18 protein-coding genes, 2 rRNA genes and 1 other RNA gene are annotated in these 19,644 nt (G+C 43.1%); 11 read left to right on the top strand and 10 right to left on the bottom strand.

What is annotated here, in order from left to right:
- Positions 1-36: 36 nt before the first annotated feature.
- Entirely contained in the window at positions 37-2,004 is a 1,968-nt protein-coding gene (acs, locus tag NMG88_RS16535) for an acetate--CoA ligase (RefSeq protein ID WP_254035631.1), read from the bottom strand.
- 114 nt (positions 2,005-2,118) lie between these two features.
- Here acs and NMG88_RS16540 point away from each other — a divergent pair, with 114 nt between their 5' ends.
- A complete protein-coding gene (locus NMG88_RS16540; RefSeq protein ID WP_081846363.1) occupies positions 2,119-4,308 on the top strand; it encodes a serine/threonine-protein kinase in 2,190 nt (729 codons plus the stop codon).
- Positions 4,309-4,314: 6 nt separating this feature from the next.
- On the opposite strand, the gene NMG88_RS16545 is transcribed toward NMG88_RS16540, so the two are convergent.
- From NMG88_RS16545 to NMG88_RS16570, 6 genes are all read right to left on the bottom strand, one after another.
- The gene (locus NMG88_RS16545) at positions 4,315-4,746 is read right to left on the bottom strand and encodes a hypothetical protein (protein ID WP_026785346.1); all 432 of its coding nucleotides are present in this window, start codon (positions 4,744-4,746) and stop codon (positions 4,315-4,317) included.
- Between the two features lie 12 nt (positions 4,747-4,758).
- Entirely contained in the window at positions 4,759-5,622 is an 864-nt protein-coding gene (locus tag NMG88_RS16550) for a shikimate dehydrogenase (protein WP_254035632.1), read from the bottom strand.
- The gene (locus NMG88_RS16555) at positions 5,619-6,134 is read right to left on the bottom strand and encodes a DUF3122 domain-containing protein (RefSeq protein ID WP_167541245.1); all 516 of its coding nucleotides are present in this window, start codon (positions 6,132-6,134) and stop codon (positions 5,619-5,621) included. Before NMG88_RS16555 ends, NMG88_RS16550 begins: the two co-directional genes overlap by 4 nt.
- 81 nt (positions 6,135-6,215) lie before the next feature.
- The gene (locus tag NMG88_RS16560) at positions 6,216-7,562 is read right to left on the bottom strand and encodes an ATP-binding protein (protein WP_042153969.1); all 1,347 of its coding nucleotides are present in this window, start codon (positions 7,560-7,562) and stop codon (positions 6,216-6,218) included.
- 114 nt (positions 7,563-7,676) lie between these two features.
- Positions 7,677-8,708: a J domain-containing protein gene (locus tag NMG88_RS16565; RefSeq protein WP_227350547.1), complete on the bottom strand. Its 1,032-nt coding sequence runs from the start codon at positions 8,706-8,708 to the stop codon at positions 7,677-7,679.
- Between the two features lie 43 nt (positions 8,709-8,751).
- Positions 8,752-8,988, bottom strand: coding sequence for a hypothetical protein (locus NMG88_RS16570; RefSeq protein WP_042153968.1), 237 nt, complete (start codon positions 8,986-8,988; stop codon positions 8,752-8,754).
- Between the two features lie 328 nt (positions 8,989-9,316).
- Here NMG88_RS16570 and rrf (NMG88_RS16575) point away from each other — a divergent pair.
- The 4 genes from rrf (NMG88_RS16575) (at position 9,317) to nadC (ending at position 13,260) form a co-directional block, all read left to right on the top strand.
- A 5S ribosomal RNA gene (gene rrf / locus NMG88_RS16575) occupies positions 9,317-9,433 on the top strand.
- A 127-nt stretch (positions 9,434-9,560) separates the two neighbouring features.
- Entirely contained in the window at positions 9,561-11,915 is a 2,355-nt protein-coding gene (locus NMG88_RS16580; RefSeq protein WP_254035633.1) for a 5'-nucleotidase C-terminal domain-containing protein, read from the top strand.
- Positions 11,916-12,173: 258 nt separating this feature from the next.
- Positions 12,174-12,290: ribosomal RNA gene (gene rrf / locus NMG88_RS16585) — 5S ribosomal RNA — on the top strand.
- A 118-nt stretch (positions 12,291-12,408) separates the two neighbouring features.
- A complete protein-coding gene (gene nadC / locus NMG88_RS16590; RefSeq protein WP_254035634.1) occupies positions 12,409-13,260 on the top strand; it encodes a carboxylating nicotinate-nucleotide diphosphorylase in 852 nt (283 codons plus the stop codon).
- A 61-nt stretch (positions 13,261-13,321) separates the two neighbouring features.
- Here nadC and NMG88_RS16595 read toward each other — a convergent pair whose 3' ends face one another.
- Together NMG88_RS16595 and NMG88_RS16600 are read right to left on the bottom strand one after the other, a co-directional pair.
- Entirely contained in the window at positions 13,322-14,350 is a 1,029-nt protein-coding gene (locus NMG88_RS16595; RefSeq protein ID WP_235752754.1) for a C39 family peptidase, read from the bottom strand.
- 566 nt (positions 14,351-14,916) lie between these two features.
- Positions 14,917-16,227, bottom strand: a complete 1,311-nt coding sequence (locus NMG88_RS16600; protein ID WP_042153966.1) for a M16 family metallopeptidase — start codon at positions 16,225-16,227, stop codon at positions 14,917-14,919.
- 198 nt (positions 16,228-16,425) lie between these two features.
- On the opposite strand from NMG88_RS16600, the gene NMG88_RS16605 reads away from it, so the two are divergent.
- Genes NMG88_RS16605 through NMG88_RS16615 form a run of 3 tightly spaced genes read left to right on the top strand, consistent with a single transcriptional unit; the run spans position 16,426 to position 17,870 of the window.
- On the top strand, positions 16,426-16,596 hold the full coding sequence (locus NMG88_RS16605; protein ID WP_167541244.1) for a hypothetical protein: 171 nt from the start codon (positions 16,426-16,428) through the stop codon (positions 16,594-16,596).
- Positions 16,589-17,083, top strand: coding sequence for a GNAT family N-acetyltransferase (locus NMG88_RS16610; RefSeq protein ID WP_042153965.1), 495 nt, complete (start codon positions 16,589-16,591; stop codon positions 17,081-17,083). The genes NMG88_RS16605 and NMG88_RS16610 overlap by 8 nt, the downstream gene beginning before the upstream one ends.
- A gap of 43 nt (positions 17,084-17,126) precedes the next feature.
- The gene (locus tag NMG88_RS16615) at positions 17,127-17,870 is read left to right on the top strand and encodes a HEAT repeat domain-containing protein (RefSeq protein WP_042153964.1); all 744 of its coding nucleotides are present in this window, start codon (positions 17,127-17,129) and stop codon (positions 17,868-17,870) included.
- 28 nt (positions 17,871-17,898) lie between these two features.
- Here NMG88_RS16615 and ssrS read toward each other — a convergent pair.
- Positions 17,899-18,085: non-coding RNA, 6S RNA (gene ssrS, locus NMG88_RS16620), on the bottom strand.
- Positions 18,086-18,287: 202 nt separating this feature from the next.
- Between ssrS and NMG88_RS16625 the strand changes: the two genes are divergently transcribed.
- From NMG88_RS16625 to NMG88_RS16635, 3 genes are read left to right on the top strand one after another with little or no spacing between them, the layout of a single operon-like run.
- Positions 18,288-18,908: a tetratricopeptide repeat protein gene (locus NMG88_RS16625; protein ID WP_254035635.1), complete on the top strand. Its 621-nt coding sequence runs from the start codon at positions 18,288-18,290 to the stop codon at positions 18,906-18,908.
- A gap of 58 nt (positions 18,909-18,966) precedes the next feature.
- A complete protein-coding gene (locus NMG88_RS16630; RefSeq protein WP_042153962.1) occupies positions 18,967-19,293 on the top strand; it encodes a DUF433 domain-containing protein in 327 nt (108 codons plus the stop codon).
- Positions 19,294-19,296: 3 nt separating this feature from the next.
- Positions 19,297-19,638 carry a DUF5615 family PIN-like protein gene (locus tag NMG88_RS16635; protein WP_141295448.1) on the top strand — a complete coding sequence of 114 codons (342 nt, stop codon included), beginning with the start codon at positions 19,297-19,299 and terminating at the stop codon, positions 19,636-19,638.
- Positions 19,639-19,644: the final 6 nt, after the last annotated feature.

A 19,644-nucleotide genomic window follows, 5' to 3' on the forward strand; every position in this document is an offset into this window, starting at 1 on the left:
TAACTGATAACTGATAACTGATAACTGATAACTGATTTACGCCCCTCCCCGCAATTTCTCTAATACACTGCGATCCTGTAGCGTAGAAGTATCTCCCGTAATTTCCTGACCCGACGCCAGCGATCGCAATAAGCGCCGCATAATCTTCCCAGACCGGGTTTTAGGTAGATCATCCGTAAACCGAATTTCCCCAGGACGGGCTAAGGCGCCAATTTCCTTGACAACGTGCTTCTTGAGTTCCTGTGCTAACTCATCGGACGCTTCCTTGCCTTCTTCTAAGGTGACAAAGGCGACAATCTCCTCACCCTTAATCTCATCGGGTTTCCCAACCACCGCAGCCTCAGCCACTGCGTGATGGGAGACTAAGGCCGACTCAATTTCCATTGTCCCTAAACGATGTCCCGACACACTGATCACGTCATCCACCCGACCCATGACCCAGAAATAGCCCTCCCGGTCTTGATGGGCTCCATCCCCGGCAAAATAGAGGGGAATACCATCTTTTGGTTTCAAATATTCCCAATAGGTGCGCCGGAAACGATCGGGGTCACCATATATCGTCCGCATCATTCCCGGCCAAGGATACCGCACCACCAAATAACCACCACTATCATCGGTTACGGGATTTCCTTCGGTGTCTACCACATCCGCTAAAATCCCAGGAAAGGGTAAGGTAGCCGAACCGGGTTTGGTGGGAGTCGCCCCGGGTAAGGGGGTAATCATGAACCCGCCCGTTTCCGTTTGCCACCAGGTATCGACAATGGGGCATTTACCGTTACCAATTACCCGTTGATACCACATCCAAGCTTCGGGGTTAATCGGTTCTCCCACGGTTCCTAATAGGCGCAGAGACGATAAATTACGGGACTTGGGATGGTGTTCTCCCATTTTCATAAATGACCGAATTGCTGTGGGTGCAGTATAGAATATCGTCACCCCGTATTTTTCCACCACATCCCAGAAACAACCGGGGTTAGAAGTACGCGGCGCTCCTTCATACATTAGGGTTGTCGCCCCATTGGATAAGGGCCCATAGACAATATAACTGTGTCCAGTAATCCAACCGACATCGGCCGTACACCAATAGACATCGGTATCCTGTAGGTCAAAAGCCCATTTATTGGTAATGTGGGTATAGAGGTTATATCCGCCCGTGGTGTGAACAACGCCCTTGGGTTTGCCCGTTGTCCCACTGGTGTAGAGGATAAATAACATATCTTCACTATCCATCGGTTCGGCGGGACAGTCGGCGGAAACTCCCTGTCTGAGATCATGCCACCAATGATCCCGTCCGGGTTCCATATTGATTTTTTGGTTAGTTCTTTGTACCACTAAAACGTTATCAATACTGGTAGCCCCGGCTTCAATGGCTTTATCGACTTGTTCTTTTAAGGGAACAATGGCATCTTTACGCCAGCCACCATCGGCGGTAATCACTAATTTAGCTTCGGCGTCTACTAACCGATCTTTAAGTGCTTCTCCGCTAAACCCCCCAAAGACAACGGTATGGGGCGCACCAATGCGGGCACAGGCTAACATAGCAATGGCGGCTTCGGGTATCATGGGCATATAAATGCCAATCCGATCGCCTTTTTGCGCTCCTAACTGTTTGAGAACGTTCGCCATTTGACAGACTTCTCGATGCAGTTGGAAGTAAGTTAAAGTTCGGGTATCGCCCGGTTCTCCTTCCCAAATTAAGGCGGCTTTATTTTTCCGCCAAGTGGTTAAGTGCCGATCTAAACAATTATAGGAAATATTAATTTTGCCATTGACAAACCATTTAGCAAAAGGCGGTTGCCAGTCTAAAACCTGATCCCATTTTTGAAACCAATGGAGTTCTGTTTCCGCTAGTTCTGCCCAGAACGCTTCGGGGTTGGCCTTAGCTTTTTCATAGAGTTGTTTATACTCCTCTAAGGTTTTAATGTGGGCATTCTGGGAAAACTCTGGTGTTGGTTTAAACAACCGATTTTCTTGCAGAATCGATTCTATCGTAGGTTGTGACATAATCAGTTATCAGTAATCAGTAATCAGTTATCAGTGTAAGAGTTAAGAGTTAAGAGTTAAGAATTGGCTTGATAATTCTTAACTTTTGTGATTACTATTTACTAATTACTGTTTATGGAAATGATTGGTCAATTATTAGATCGAAGATACCGGATTGTTCAAGTCCTGAGTTCAGGGGCCTTTGGACAAACCTATTTGGCTGCGGATACCCGACGTCCGGGTCATCCCCAATGTGTGGTGAAACAATTGCGACCACCTAATAATAATTCTAATACTTTAAAGACCGCATTACGATTATTTCGCCAAGAGGCAGAAATTTTAGAACGGTTGGGAAAACATGATCAAATTCCCCAATTATTAGCTTATTTTGAAGATCATAATCAATTTTATTTGATCGAAGAATTTGTTAGTGGACAGCCTCTTATGAAAGAGTTAGTTCCCGGGGTTCCTTGGTCAGAAGAACAGGTGATTTTATTAATCGAAGATATTTTAGAGATTTTAGTATTTGTCCATGATAATCAAGTGATTCATCGGGATGTCAACCCTTCTAATTTAATCCGTCGTAAATCTGATAAAAAATTAGTATTAATTGATTTTGGTTCCGTCAAAGAAGTCAGTACCCGACTCGCCGATGGTAATGGTCAAGGATTACGAACCATAGCCACGGGAACTCCGTTTTATATGCCCATTGAACAGTTCCAAGGTCATCCTCAATATAATAGTGATATTTATGCTGTGGGGATGATTGCCATTCAAGCAATTACGGGGTTAGAAGCTTCAGATTTACCTAAGTTACAAGATCCAAATTTATCGAGCACCGGAGAATTGAGTTGGCAAAGTTATGCCAAAGTTAGTGCTGGATTAACCCAAGTTATTGATAGAATGGTACACCCTTATTATAGCAAACGCTATCTGACTGTAATTGATGTTTTAGATGACTTAAGAAAGGCAACCGGACGATCGGGATTTAATATTAATAAGTTAAAAAGTTTCCCAATTTATCAAGAAGAAAAAAAACCGATTCCTTGGCCTAAAATAATTGCAATTACCACAACGGGATTAGTCAGTTTAATCGTGATTTTTGGCTTGCTCCAAGTTTTAAATCGTCCCGATCCCGTCAAAGCTGAAAATGCCTTAAAAAGAGGCGTGGAAAAAGTCAATCAAGGTGATCCAAAAGGTGCAATTCGAGCCTTTAATCAAGCCATTAAATTTAATCCTAATAATCCCGAAGCCTATCATAAACGTGCCAATGCTTACTATGATTTGAAGGAATATGAACAAGCCTTGGCAGATTACACTAAAGCCATTGAACTAAATCCTAAGTATGTCAATGCTTATTTTAACCGGGGTTTAACTCGTTATGATATGTCGGATTTATCTGGGGCTTTGGCTGATTTTAACCAAGTCTTAAAACAAGAACCTCAAGACGGAGATGCTTTCTATAAAAGGGGTTTAATTCATTATGATTTAGAAGATTATACCGCCGCCATTAATGATTATAATACGGTTTTACGACTGCAACCGAAAGAAAGTAAAGTCTATCGTGCTAGGGGGACTGCATTGGTGAAATCAGGGGATTTACAAGCAGGAATGGCCGACTATACCGAAGCTATTCGCCTAGAACCAAAGAACCCGATAGGATATTATGATCGAGGTCGAGCCAGATTTCATTTAGGGGATTATCAAGGGGCATTAGCTGATTATAATACCGTCCTACAAATTGATCCTAATAATTCTGAAGCCTATGCAAATCGTTGTAGTGTTTATATTAATTTATGGGACTATGATCAAGCGATTAAAGATTGCACCGAAGCGATTAATAGAACTCCGAATGAAGTTGCCTATAATAATCGTTGTATTGCTAATTTGAATTTAAAAGATTACCCCAAAGCGATTGAAGATTGCTCAAAAGCTATTGAAATTAAAGGAGATGATTATAAAGCCTATAGTAATCGAGGATTAGCCCGTTCCGCCGCCCAGGATTATGAAGGAGCAATTGCTGATTATACCCAAGGAATTAATATTAATCCCAATGATGCCGAAGCTTATGGGAATCGTGCCCAAGTTCATGTTAGAATGAAAAATTATGATAAGGCGATCGCCGATTATGCCCAAGCCATTCGTCTGAAACCTAACTATGCTGCGGCTTATTATGGACGAGGATTAGTTAGAGTTGAAATCGGTGATAAAAGTGGCGCTATTAGTGATTTTGAACAGGCGGGAAAACTCTATTTGGAACAAGGCTTAACGGGAGGTTATAAGGATGCCCAGTTCCAAATTAAACGCTTACAATCAGGAAGTTAGTCGAGTTTATCTCCCAATTCGATTTTTAAAACCAGAGGCTTTAAATTGTTTGAGTTGCAGAGGAGTTTCCAGGTTAGAAGGAATCGAAATTCTAAATTCAAAATCACTAATTCCAGGGGGAACTGTATCAATACTCCCTAACCGTCCTCGATTTTGCATCACTGGGTTATTGGTCGCATCATAAATCCGACCAAAAATATCGGCATCTACAACAACTTTTCCCGATGTATTATTCGCTTTTCCGGTAATAATAAAACAGTTGGCATCTTGACTAGAACCACTAGATATATACCCTTCTGCTAATTCAGGAGGACAGTCTTTGTAACTTAAATCTTGAAGTTGAATCGGAATTAATGCCCAAGCTGGGGGAGTCCAAAAACCGATGATTAAAATGCAGAAACAAAGGCAAAAAATAATCGGTGAAATTCTAAATTTCATACAATTTTTGAGTTATTTTATATTTAGATATTGTTGGAGAGACTGACGCATAATCTCGACGGGAACAGGTTGCTGTAACCACAATTCTAAGGCAGCGGCTCCCTGAATTACTAACATTGGTAATCCATTTAAAATCAGCGCACCTCTAGCCCCTGCTAAAGTCAAAAATTGGGTGGTTTCAGGGATATAAATTAAATCATAAGCGATCGCACCTAATTTAATTTTATCCAGCACCGACGCCTCAACGGGAGACTCCTGAACGTGAGGATACATTCCCACCGGGGTCGTATTTACCAATAAGTCCGCTTGGGGAAGAAGACTCGATAATTGTTCCCAGGGATAGGTTTTGACCGCCACCGATAGGGGAGAAGTCACCCAACTCTGTTGAAATGTGGCCAATTTTTGGGGGTTACGACCGACAACATAAATTTCCCTGATCCCTAACTGGGCACATCCAGCCACCACCGCCCGCGCCGCCCCGCCATATCCCAAAATCACGGCCACTTGATCATGCCAATGTTGATGATACACCTCTAGGGGAGTCAGAAAACCCACAACATCGGTATTGGTGCCACTCCAACCCTTATGAGTCCGCCAAACAGTATTCACCGCCCCGACGGACTGAGCTAGGGTTGTCACTTCTGATAAAAAGGGTAAAATCGCCTGTTTGTGGGGAATAGTAATATTAAATCCCTGAATTCCAATAGCTGCAAATCCCTCCATAGCGACCTTTAAATCCTGGGGAGAAACCGCAAATGGCAGATAAACATAATCCACTCCTAAATAGGCGATCACAGCATTGTGCATCACCGGAGAAAGGGAATGTTCAATCGGATCACCGATTACTCCTAATAGTTTGGTTGTGCCCTTAATCATCTTTTCTCCTGTTTAATCAATTCTTGCCATTCTAAAATGACAGGAGGAGGAAGAGTTAGAGTGCGTTGTTGACCCTCTAACGGTAAATGTAACTTCACCTGTTCTGTTGAGGATAGTTGAGGCAAAATTTCCTTGAGGTTATATTCACCAACATTAGGCGCTGGTGACTTTTTAGCCAATTGATCCTCAGCTTGAAATAGTCTTCCTTGACGAGTCATAATTTCTAACCCTTTAGGATGAAGAAATGCAGCCTGATTCGGAAATCCCACTAAACGTAAATTAATGGTGTCAATCTGATCATTCTTGACTCGTTTAAACAGAACAACTTGCCAAGCAGTCCCGGTTTCATCTCGTAAGCTATGACGGGATTGATACAACATTTGTCCGGGGGCTTCTTGTTGTTGCCCGATAGTCGCGTTGGCTGGTTCTAGGATGAAAAATTGGCTTCCTAAGATTAAGAACAACAAAGTCATCCCGATGACTACGGCTTTGGTTAATAATCTCAACATCATTCCTCTCTCTAAAAATCAAAAATAGCTAGGCTTTGACCAGCTAAAATCCGTGTAATCAGTGTAATCCGTCTAAATCCGTGATCAAAATTCCTGAGCTTCCGCCAAAATCGGGTTAATATCATACCAAAAATGTTGGGCTTGGTGATATTCAAACACCCATAAACTTCTTAATAGGGTTTGATATTCCATTTGACCACTTAATTTTTTAGTTGCTGCAACTTGACGTAACATTTGTTTTTCTTCGGCTTCAATAGCTAAGGTTAATTGGTGACGACGTTGTAAAATCACCTCCTCTAAGGATTGTCTAGTTAATGGAGGATCTTCTTTTTGTAAACAGCTATATAACAAAATTAATAAACTGCGAACATGACCGCCACTGATAGTACAAAGTCGATCTAAAGTTTCAGGAGTGTCAAAAATTTGTGTTACTAAGTCTGGATATTCCTTCGGATCAATACCCGGAAAAGCTCGAGCCATTACCATTTGGCGTAATAGTTCAATTCCTGCTTCGCAGGGTGTACCATCTTCAAATTTTACCGTCACCATTGGTAAAGTTTTCGGGTCGCTCCCAAAACGATTCATCAGTTGTCCTAAATCATTAGAAAAAATTAAACCCAACGGAATCGTATAAACAACATGACAATTGAGTTTATTCAGTTGTTCGCCCCGATCAATAAATAAATATTCCGGTTGCGGGCGTCCGGTACTATTTTTGCTATCAATAATTCGGTCTAAATTATCAACAATTACGACCAAACCCTGTTTTCCCATTTGTTTCAATTGTTGGATCGAGGGTTCTAATAATTCTTTATTGATCGCCTCTAAAATATTATTAGTTCGAGGTTCTAAATATTGACGCAATAAAGACCTTAAATCTCGACTATCTTTGGTTTTAGCCGTAATATTCCCAATTCCCGTTGATAGGGAAAACTCCCCTTCCGTACTTGCAGCTAACGTCCCAATTCCGGGAACATTAACATCTCCTTTTAAATCAATTTCTGTATTTAAAACCCCGATCACTCCACTGAGTAAACTTTTAAAGCCTTTAGGTTTTAATTTAATTTGTAGGAGTTCAATACTTTCACTGACTTGACGGGCGATCGCTAATAAAATATCGGTAATATCCACATCCGCCATGTCTAAATCCTTGCTCGACTCAAAATAAACGACATGGAATCCTTCTTTTTTGAGTTGAGCTTGAAGTCGGAGTAATTCCGTTGACTTTCCTGATCCAACATGACCAGTAAAGAGTTGACAAGTAGGGCGATCGGGTGATAGACGAGTAATGGTTCGAGCAATTTGTTCAATTAGTTTCCCACCGCGTGCCGGAGAAAAATCAATATAATATTGTTGATCTTCCGGGTTTTCTACATTCAGGGTTTCAGCCGGATTAGAAGCTTTAAAAAAGCGAGATAAATCAAGTTCCATTGTTGTTAAATGAGTTTGAATTTTGACAAGATCTCTATTACCTTGAGACTTAACATCGATGTTTCAATGTTCCCTATTTTCTGCAATCAAACATAAATCGTTAGTTTGACAGAATTAGTGGGCTAACCACAACCCAAAACTAAAACCGAGGCCGGAAATTATCCCTAAAATCAAAAAGGTATAAAACCCATTGTAGGACGCAAGTAATTTTTCTCCCGCCGCCATTTGCGCCACGACCCCAGCAACCAAAGCGATCGCACCCCAAGCAGCAATAATAAGCTCTGGCTGTATTTGTTCAATCACCCGGATGATGGCTTTCTGACCCGCCCCAATGCCAGCCCCGATCCATCCTCCTAATAGTAATCCAAATAAACTCCCCGTTCCTAGTTTGGCTCTTGATTGAAATATTGCATCTAAAATAATCCCTAACATTAACCCCATAATCACCCCAAAACCCCCACCGAAAACTGAACCTAACCAGTTTCCCCGGCCAGTTCCGGCAATTAACCCGGCAATAGCAGCAATTCCCATCACCGTCAACAGTCCAATTACCGATTTAGAGGCTGTTTCTGAGCCTGCGATCGCCCCTAATCCGATGCCAACCATCCCCCACACAGTTGCTGTAATTACCCCCCCAGCTTCATTTCCTAGTACCCAACCAGCGATCGCTCCAGCAAACATCAACGATATTAACCAAGGTTGAGACGAGTCCGAATCTTTACTGGCGACAAGGGTAATAGTAAACCAGGCAATTAGACCAAATATCCACACCCAGAAGGGAATCTTCAAAGTTATTAAAATCCAAGCGATCAGGGTATAACAAACAAATACCCCCGTTAGCCAACCTAGGGGGATAGTTGGAGCAGGGGAGGTAGGTGAGGTAGGGGGAATTGGGGGAGTTGGGGGAGTTGGGGGGGTTGTGAAGGTTGGGGGAGCAGGGGAGGTAGGGTAACTTAAATGAGTTTTTAGGGTTTCGTAGGCGTGGCTAATTTCTTTGAATTTGGCTTCGGCTTCGATTTGGAAGGGAGAATCTTGGGGATAACGATCGGGATGCCATATCAATGCCAGATGTCGATAGGCTTGTCTAACTTCCTCTAAGCTTACCCCTGGTTTTAGGTCTAATATTTTATAATATTTTTCATCCACGTTTGAAATTTGTTGACCTGCTCTTAATTTTCAGCCCTCAGAATTATTGTAATAAGGAATAAACCCCATTATTTACGGAACATTCCTTCATCCCTTGTTCAACTGGTACTAATTTAACATCACTCAACTTTAATTGTGAATTTTCAGAGCAAATGATTTGTGTAGGATATTGTGATGAATTTTCAGAGGGAGAAATAGGAGAATTTTCAATAGTTTTTAATGCCGGAATTAGTTCCGACATAACTACCAATGCTAAAGCCCAAGGTAAATCAATTGCCATGATCAGATCTCCCAAATAATGATATCAATAATTCCTTAAAGTTGTTTCTATTCCCCACCATTACTATAGTAGGCAACAGGCAACAGGCCACAGAATACCCCCTAATCCATTCCTTCGTGTCTTTGTGGTAACATCCACAGGAATAGGATTTCAGTGAATCGGTTTCTAGCTTTATGTTATAGCTAAATTTGACCCTGGAAAAAAAATCTTTTGCCAAAGGGGTTGACATTCCCAGAGAAACAGAGTAAATTAGTAAATTGTGAGGGAGAAACGAGCGAACCGCAAGAACGCAAAGCCCTCAAGAACAGGAAAAGTTTTATAGAGCTTTCCTGGTGTCTATGGCTCAGTGGAACCACTCCGATCCATCTCGAACTCGGAAGTGAAACGCTGATACGGCGAAGATACTTGGCGGGTAGCCGCCTGGGAAAATAGCTCGGTGCCAGGTTAATATCAAACTAAAGCCTTCTTCCAGTGATAAATCGGAAGGAGGTTTTTGTAATTCAACACAAAAGCTAAACCTCAAGATGGAATCTGGTATGGTGAATATCACCCTATGACTGCCAGTTTAAATAATGACTTTTACTCTGCAAATCCTGCACACCTCCGACCAAGAAGCAGGCATTGAATCCCTAGATGATGCCCCCCGTTTTTCCAGCGTCATCAACGCCCTGCGTTCTCAATTTCCTGAACAAACCCTGGCTCTAACTTCAGGAGATTTATACATTCCCGGCCCGTTTTTTTTCGCCAGTAGCGATCCGGCCTTCCGCGCCATCATAAGTAAAGAAGGTGCAGGACGTGGCGATATTGCATTTGCCAATGCCATGTTCTTTGACGCAGCCACCTTCGGCAGCCATGAATTCGGCCTCGGTACGGGTATCCTCGCCTCTTTGATTCCCGCAGATCCTACTGTAGCAGGAACCTATACCTTTCCCGGTGTCACATTTCCCTTCCTGAGTGCTAACCTCGACTTCAGCACCGATAGTAATTTAGCAAAATTCGTTGTTCCTGACGGACAGCCCCCCCAACCCAACAGCATTGCCAAAAGCACAGTGATTGACGTGCAAGGGCAACCCATTGGGATTGTCGGCGCTACAACTCCTCTGTTGGGCCGCCTCTCGTCTCCTGGCAATGTGGGTATATCCCCCTCAGACCCCAACGATTTTGATGCTTTGGCGGCCACCATTCAACCCTCGATTGATGCCCTCACCGCCCAAGGGATTAACAAAATTGTTCTGTTATCCCATCTGAGAGACCTGAATATCGACCAGGAACTCGCCTCTCGCCTGCGGGATGTGGATGTGATTGTGGCGGGGGGCTCCGGCGATATCTTAGCGGATGCTACTGATCGCCTACGAGTCGGAGACACAACTCAAGGTCTCTACCCCATCCTCACAACCTCCGTCACCGGGCAACCCGTTGCGATTGTGAATACCAAGGGCAACTATCAGTATGTGGGGCGCTTGGTAGCGGATTTCGACGATAATGGGGTTCTGATTCCCTCAAGCATTGACCCCAATATTAGTGGAGCTTTTGCTACGGACGTTCTTGGAGTTACCGAAACAGGTAACGCCGACCCGCACCCTCTATTGTTACCAGGCATAAATTTTGCCAAAAAGGTAATTGCCCCAAAAGACGGGAATATCTTTGGCCGCAGCGAGGTATTTCTCAATGGGGACACCAGCGATGTCCGCACCCAAGAAACCAATCTGGGTAATCTTGGCGCCGATGCTAATTTGTTTGCCGCTCGTCAAGTCGATCCTAGTGTGGCAATCTCGATTAAAAATGGGGGGAGTATCCGCTACAACATCGGGGCGATCAGTAGCGAAGGCGAAAAAATCCCACCGCTCGCTAATCCTATTGCTGGGAAGGAAGCGGGACAAGTTTCCCAACTCGATATTGAAAACGTTATGCGATTCAATAATGAGTTAACGGTGCTGACCCTAACGGCATCGCAACTGCAACAAGTGCTCGAACATGGCTTGGCGAAAACAGTAGCCGGGGCAACTCCGGGTCAGTTCCCACAAGTTGGGGGGATGGCGTTTAGCTTCGATCCCAGTTTGCCCGTTGGACAGCGATTGCGTTCTCTCTCGCTGCGAGATGAATCGGGCAGCGTTACGGATATTGTGGTGGAAAATGGTCAGTTAGTCGGCGACCCGAACCGATCTTTCCGTACTGTAACCCTGAAGTTCCTGGCAGATGGAGGCGATGGCTATCCCTTCCCAGACTTTGCCTCCACCTCTAACCCCGTCACCCTCGCAGCGCCAGAATCTGACTCAACTTTTAATACCCCAGGTCGGGAGCAAAAGGCGGTGGCGGATTATCTGACGGCGATCGGATCGTTCACCGAGGCGGATGTACCACCAGCCCAAGACGATCGCATTCAAATCCTAACCGCCCGCAGCGATACGGCTCTAGCCTCGGATTTCTTTAACTTGAATAATGCCGATAATGTTTTTACAGTGACGTCGGGACTATTGGCGGGGCGTTCGGGTGGTTTGCGATCGCTCGATGGGAATGATGTCGTCACGGGTTCGGCTGATGCGGATATCATCAATGGCAATCGCAACAACGATAATATTTCTGGCCTGGGTGGTGACGATACTATCTTTGGAGGCGCGGGAAACGATGTTCTCAAGGGTGGTGAAGGCAATGATCTCCTTTTCGGGAATTTGGGAGGTGACACATTAACAGGTGGTTCCGGTAGCGATACTTTTGTCTTGCGCTCTGGTGGCGGTGGCGATGTGGTGACTGACTTTGAGAATGGGTTTGATTCCTTGGGATTGCAAGCTGGTTTAACTTTTGCCCAACTTTCTGTTACCCAAGGCTCGGCGGGAACCTTAATCTCTTTTGGCCAGGAAGTTCTCGTCATCCTCAATGGCGTTTCATCTAGCTTAGTTACGGCGCAGAGTTTCAAAGCGATCGCATAGCAAGGAGTTTCGTAAGAAACCGGGTTTCTAATTAAAAGTTAGGGTACGAATAAGGCATCTGCACAGAAACCCTGTTTCTTTGACCCACTTGATCCGTCAAACCCCCTCACCAAGCCGGATCAGAGGATCAAAAAAAATATTTTAAAAAAGGGGTTGACATTCCTAGAGAAATCAAGTAGATTATTAAATTGTGAGGGAGAAACGAGCGAACCGCAAAAACGCAAAGCTCCCAACACAAGAAAAGTTTTATAAAGCTTTCCTGGTGTCTATGGCTCAGTGGAACCACTCCGATCCATCTCGAACTCGGAAGTGAAACGCTGACACGGCGAAGATACTTGGCGGGTAGCCGCCTGGGAAAATAGCTCGGTGCCAGGTTAATATTAAACTAAAGCCTTCTTCCAGTGGTAAATAGGAGGAAGGCTTTGGTATTAGAAACCCGGTTTCTTTGACCCCCGGTATTGTAGGATGTTTTGATATTCCTAATAGATTGAATATGAATGCAGTATTACCTCCTAGGGTTATTTTAAATCCCCTATTACAACAATGGTTATTAGAAGATATTGGACGGGGCGATCGCACGACCGCAGGATTATTAATCGGAAATCAGATCAAATCTGCTGATTGGATTGTTAAAGAAAAGGGTATAATTGCCGGATTATCTATTGCGGAAAGAGTGTTTCAACTGTTGGATCATCAGATAGAATTTACTCCTTTAGTTAAAGAGGGAGAATGGTGTGAAAAAGGGACAAAAATTGCATTTTTAGAGGGGAGTTTAGAAGCATTATTAACAGGGGAAAGAGTCGCGTTAAATTTAGCGATGCGACTGAGTGGAATTGCTACGGAGACGCGGAAATATGTAGAAGCGATCGCTGATTTACCCTGTCAATTAGTGGATACCCGTAAAACCACACCCGGATTAAGATTATTAGAAAAATATGCGATTCAAGTCGGTGGGGCAAAAAATCATCGGATGGGATTAGATGATGCGATTATGATTAAAGATAATCATATTGCGGCGGCGGGGGGAATTGCAGAAGCGATCGCAAAAATTCGAGAAACTATGCCTTATCCTTTAACTATTGAAGTGGAAACAGAAACCTTAGAACAAGTTAAAATCGCTTTAGACCATCAAGCGGATATTATTATGTTAGATAATATGTCCTTAGAGTTAATGGGCGAAGCCGTTAATATAATCCGTGAATATAACCCCAGAATTAAAATAGAAGCATCGGGAAATATTACTTTAGAAACTATTTATTCAGTTGCAAAAACCGGAGTTGATTATGTTTCAACTAGCGCCCCGATTACCCGTTCAAATTGGTTAGATTTAAGCATGAGAATCTAAATTAAACTTTAGGGGCGAGTAAACAAACCTCGCCCTAAGATTACACTTTTATTCCTAACAACTACTTAGAAATAAAATGTACCCAAAAACTACCATCAGGTATGCAAACACGGCGGATCAGTCGATAGGAATAATTCAAATAAGACCCACTCAAATCCGTGCGATAACCGGAGGAAAACCATTCCCCATAAGGGTCATGAACAATAAATCCATATTCGTCATAACCCACCACAGGCATAATATGACCAAAGGAGGTGAAATACCCGTGAATAACGGCGGGATTTCCGGCTGCAATCCAATCTTTGATATCATCAATGACGGCATTTTCAGTAAAATAATCCTGACAACCATAATCGCGAACAATTCGAGCTAAATCGTAGGGATTATGACGACTATAGCCTTTATTAATGGCATATTCATAGAGTTCATCTTCAAACTGACCGGAACTGGTTTTGCGACGAGCTTTTAAATATTCTAAACACATCGCCAGGGAAGTTACGTTACAAGAGCCCGTCGGATTAAACCAATTATCCAATTGAGATTTATAGGGAACATTGAGACGGGCACTTTTGGGAATGGGTTTAGGATAAACCCGGCTGCCATTTTCATGAATTTCCGCGTGTTCTCCCCAAATATATAAAACAGAATATCCACCGTAGGATTCAGTGCGTAAAGCGACTCGTAAATGTCCACGGATGGGATCGTAGGCTAAAACACTAAATTCTTTATTGGCCGGAATCGCAAATTTTTCCGAGTCATTTAGTTGAGAAGAAGCAATCGGTTTAACCTTAAAAACTGTACTTTTAACGGTTTTCAGAATTGGAGTTGCTACGGGAATCTGTTCCCGTTTTGCTTCTATTAGCTTTTTCGCCGTTACTGCGCCCAGATAACCCGCTTCACCACACTCCATCAACTTCTGAAATTGGTGTAATCCCGCCGTTGATTTCGGGCCAAAAACCCCATCCACAGGCGGATCAAGTAGTCCTAAATCAATTAGTCGAGTCTGAACTTGGCGGGAAAGTTCGTCATCTTCAGAAATACCTTTAATATCATATCGAGTATTTTTACCAAGAAAATCTTGTAGTTTCATCAGAAAAATGGGTAGAAACCCCGTCCCATTCGACAAGCTCAGGGCAAGCCTTATAGGACGGCTTTATATTTCCCCTTTCAGGGAGGAGGGTATGGTTGCCCTCCTAACTCCTATTTCTAGGGTAAAGTTAGCTTAGTGCTTCGCACACGCTACGCGAACGCCAAAGTTTTAAGAGCTTGTTAGGCTAGTAGCACTGTCTTACCCCTCGTAAAACTGTTTAACTACTAAGGACAGAGCCAGGGACTAGCTATGGATGACGCCACGCTTCGCTATCGCATCCAACAGGGTGTCATAACTCAAAAAACGTAGTCAGTTAAGACTTAGGCTGGTCAACTAACTGAAGTTAGGGGCACCAGTCGCGTAGCCTGCGCTCCGCGCATGGCCCCGTCACAGAGAGTGCGGGGTGCTGACAGAGGCTAATTCTCACCAATGACTCAAAAAACATGGGGATCAAAGTTGTCAGGACAATTTTACCATTATTAGTCCCGGTGAAACTTCCCAACTCGGGGTTTTCTTTAATTCAAGGAACGTAATTTTTTACTCTTTCACTGATAACTGATAACTGACTACTGATGACTGTTTGAGGAAGGTTTCAAAATCACAATTCCATAGGCATCAGGAGACAAATACCGTTGTGCCGCCTGTTGAATGGTTTCTGAACTCAAACTTTGAATATGATCGGGGTAATGGAGACCCGCAGTTAAATCCCCCACCAAAGATTGATAGTATCCATACAACCCGGCGCGATCGCTAGGAGTTTCATTTCCAAAGATAAACCGATTTGCCACCTGCATCCTAACTTTAGCAATTTCATCTTCGGTAATTAATTCGCTTTGGATTTGACGAATATGATCGGTGAGAATTCCTTCAACCAGAGCCAAATTCTCCACGGGCAAACGGGCTGAAATATAAAATACCCCCTGCCAACGCTGGGTCATATTACTCGCAGAAATCGACGAAACTAACCCCCGATTTTCTCGTAGGTCTTGGAATAGTCGTGCGGTTCTGCCCTGACCTAAAATATAGGCTAAAACATCTAAAGGATAGGTTTCAGAAAGTTCTACTAAACCAGGTACACGCCACAACATCAATAATCGGGCTTGTTCCAAGGTATCATCAATGATTTCTTGACGAACAATTTCCTGAAAACTCGCTTCAGGAGTCCAGGGTTGTAGTTCAGGGAGGGCAGAACCCGACGAGGATGGGGAATAAACCGAGCTAACGGAATTTTCTACCGTTTGGATCAAATTTTCCACGGGTAAATTTCCGACCACTGCTACGGTCATGGAGCGGGGCTGATACCAAGTGCCATGGAAATTCCGCATTTGTTGAGATTGTAACTGCTCAATCACCGATGCTGGCCCCAAAACCGGACGACGATAGGGGAGTCGCTCAAAGGCGATTTCCATGGACTGACGGAAGGAACGCCGACCTGGGTTATCTTCAGCCCGACGAATTTCTTCTAAGACGACAAATCGTTCCCGTTCAAAGGCTTCATCCGCGACACTGGCATTCAGAACCACATCAAATTGTAGAGGAGCTAAATCCGCAAAGTCCTGGGGGGCGGTGGTGATGTAGTAATGGGTATAGTCCTGACTGGTTGCTGCATTGGTGACCGCGCCCCGTTGTTCGATTTTTTGCTCAAATTCCCCGATTTGCAGATGGGGTGTGCCTTTAAAAACGATATGTTCTAAAAAGTGCGCCATACCGTTGATATCATCGGATTCAATGGCTGAACCAATATTAATCCAAACATTGAGATTTACCGCATCAACTGCTAACTGTTCTGCCACAATGGTCAGACCATTGGAGAGTTGATGAACAGTGGGAGTATTGATCGGTCGAGGCAAAGATGGTTTAACGAGGATAGAAGTCATTTAATTCAGTTATCAGTAAACAGTTATCAGTGGTTAGACGCGCCTAAACAAAGCGCAATCTCGTCAGGCTGTTATTGCATCCGTACCAGTTATTAGTTATTCGTTCATAGTTGATAGTTTTTATTGTATTGTAGGTTATTAGCTAAAAACCGACAATTCCTACACTGAAAACTGTTTACTGATAACTGATAACTGATTATGGCATTCTTTCGTCAATATATAGCCCCATTGATTGTGGTCATCATGTTTTTATTCGCTCTGTTCGTTGTCAGTGCGCGAATTTTTCTCCCTGGAGATATGACCGCCCCAGCACCCATTGGCACGATTACTACATCGGCGACCTATTTCCTTAATCATATCCGTGTCTGAAGTTTTTATTCCCGGTTATCATTTGCGCCAGGGGTCACGTTTAGATCGGGCTTTATTACTCAAGTTTGCATATCGAACCTATAAGGAACAATTCCCCGATCAAGATTTAAGCCATCTCGCCCTAACTGTTGAGCAGTATTTTTCGCCTCAAACTCCTTTGTGGTGGGTGGATAAATTCAACCCAGACTCCTACCCTCCCGAACCGATAGCTTGTTTATGGTTAGGTAATGCGATTGATTTGGCCGACGGAGAACGCACCGCCCATGTTTTTTTGTTGTATGTCGCACCAGAACACCGAAAACGGGGTATTGGTTCGGCTTTAATGGCTCATGTCCAACAGTGGGCCATAGGACGAGGCGATCGCAAAATCAGTCTACAAGTTTTCACGAATAACCAACCCGCTCTCAATCTTTATCAGAAACTAGGTTATCAACCTCAATCTTTGTCGATGCAGAAGATTCTATACAGAGAGGTTGAACTTCCCTAGAATTGATAACATCAACGATGACAAATTGTTGTAAATTAATGATATGGAGGATGAAAAACTGATCGTAACCAATAATCAAGACCCCTTAGAAAGTCCTTTGGATCAATTGGATGATGGCGAAATGGCCAAACCCGATCCAGAGGAAATGTTGCTGTTGTTAACCTCATCCGAACCGCAACAGCGCATGATTGCGGCCAGGGCATTTTGTGAAATTAAGGACAGGCGGGCTATTCCTGATTTAATTCGGTTGTTGAAGGATAGTTGCCCTTTGGTGCGGGTAAGTGTGGCCTATGCCTTGGGACGCAATTCTAATTCCCAAGTGGTGGAAGCTTTGATTACACAACTGCATCAAGACTGGAATGGTTATGTCCGTAAAGGGGTGGTTTGGGCTTTAGGAACCTGTGGCGATCGCCGAGCTTTAGAACCTTTGTTAGATGCCCTAAAAACCGATATTCCCGCCGTGCGTCTGTGGGCGGCGAGTTCCCTCGGTCAAATGGCGAAAGTGAGTTATGATACCGTGATTCGGGCAATTCCCCCCATGATTGAAGCCCTCCGTCAAGATCCGGTTCCGGCGGTTAGAAGTAACTGCGCTTGGGCATTGGGTCAACTCTGTCGAGAACTACCCTCTAATGTTGTTTATGCCGTGGCTATTGATGCCTTAATTGAAGCCTTAGAAGAAGATGGGGATGTAGGGGTTAAGGATGATGCTAAATCATCGTTATTAAGAGTCGGTGATCCGAGGGGATTACAAATTATTGAAGATTTAGAAATGGACGGCCTATTATAGTTTCTATCGTTTCAGAACTTGATCGATAAGGTTAACCGCAACGCCGTGTTACCTCAGCTTTTGACCTGGGCAAAACCAGGTGGGTACCTCGACCAGACTTAAAGTTTCCGAGTCTAAGCTCGGTTTACTGCCGCCTGCAATTCTCTTGGCTCCCGTATTCTTAAAGCTATAGATCAAAAAAACATATCGGCAAATCACCAACGCCGCAGCACAACCTTGAACTTATTATAACAGATTTTTCTGGGATAGCAAGGAGATTGGGCAAGAGGTAATGGGTAATGGGTAATGGGTAATGGCTGTTGTTCATCAAAAAATTAAATTAATTCTTTGTCGAGCTTTAGCTCCACCCGTTGTTGCGCTTAAGCGCATCTTCTCTGTTATAATAGATTGCGCTTAAGCGCAACAACAATATCAAATATGCCTCTTTCCTTAGAACAACAACTCAACTACTGGACTAAATATTTTCATTCCCATCCTGATGATATTCGGGGATATATTCAACGGGGAATGGTTTATTTTAAATTAGGGAAAATTACTGAATCAATTCAAGACTTTGATCACGCAGAAAAGTTGGATTCTAGCATTAAACCCTATTTGTGGCAACGGGGATTATCCTATTATTATACAGAACAATATCAACTCGGTGCTGAACAATTTGAAATTGATTTAACCGTTAATTCCCAAGACGTTGAAGAAACGGTTTGGCGATATTTATGTATTGCCCAATTTCAAGGAGTTGAAGCTGCTAAAAATACCCTACTTCCAGTTAAAAATGATCCGCGTCCGGTTTTGAGAAGTGTTTATGAATTATTTGCCGGGAATTGTACCCCGGAAGATTTATTAAAAATCGGAGAAAAACAAGGAAAATCAGGGAATTTTTATAGTCATCTTTACTTAGGATTATATTATGAAGCAGAACAAAATATAGAACTGGCTAAAACCTATATTAATCAAGCTGCAACTGAATATGAAATTGAGGATTATATGTGGAATTTAGCCGTTGTTCATCAAAAAATAAAATTTGGTGTTGAGCTTTAGCATTATCTATTATAATTAGAGAAACATTACTGTTGATGATGAAAAAGGAGGCAGTAACATGACACTAAAAGACTTAGAACCTCAACTTCTAGCATTAAGTCTAACAGAAAAAGCACAGGCGATTCAATTGCTCGTTCAAAGTTTAAGTAATGTTTGGCAAGGAATTGAAAAAACTTCTGGGGTATGCGGTGGCGATGCTAGAATTGCTAACACTCGTATCCCCATTTGGTCATTACTCAATTATCGTCGTAATGGTGCTTCTGATGCTCGAATTTTACAAGATTTCCCTCACTTGAAAGCAGAGGATTTAGTCAATGCTTGGACTTATGCTGATACTCATTCAGAAGAAATTGAGGCAGCTATTCGCAGAAATGAGGAAGATTGAAAAATGGATCGTCTATATGCGGATGAAAATTTTCCATTACCAATTGTTAAATTATTGCGTCTCGCTGGTCACGATGTGCTTACCACTGAAGAAGCGGGAAATTCGGGATTAGGAATTCCTGATCAGGATGTTCTTGCTTATGCTGTCAGAAATGAGCGTGCTATTTTAACGCGAAATTGGGATGATTTTAGACAATTGCACCGAGCGCACCCTGATCATTTTGGAATTATTATTTGCAAAGAAGACTTAAATACCGAAAGACAAGCTACACGCATTAATGAAGCTATTTCTGATCAAGGAAATCTCCAAGGTAAGTTAATTAGAATCATTCGTCCGCAGCAATAATTAACC

It is taken from the genome of Planktothrix agardhii (assembly GCF_904830935.1).
Taxonomy (GTDB): Bacteria; Cyanobacteriota; Cyanobacteriia; order Cyanobacteriales; family Microcoleaceae; genus Planktothrix; species Planktothrix agardhii.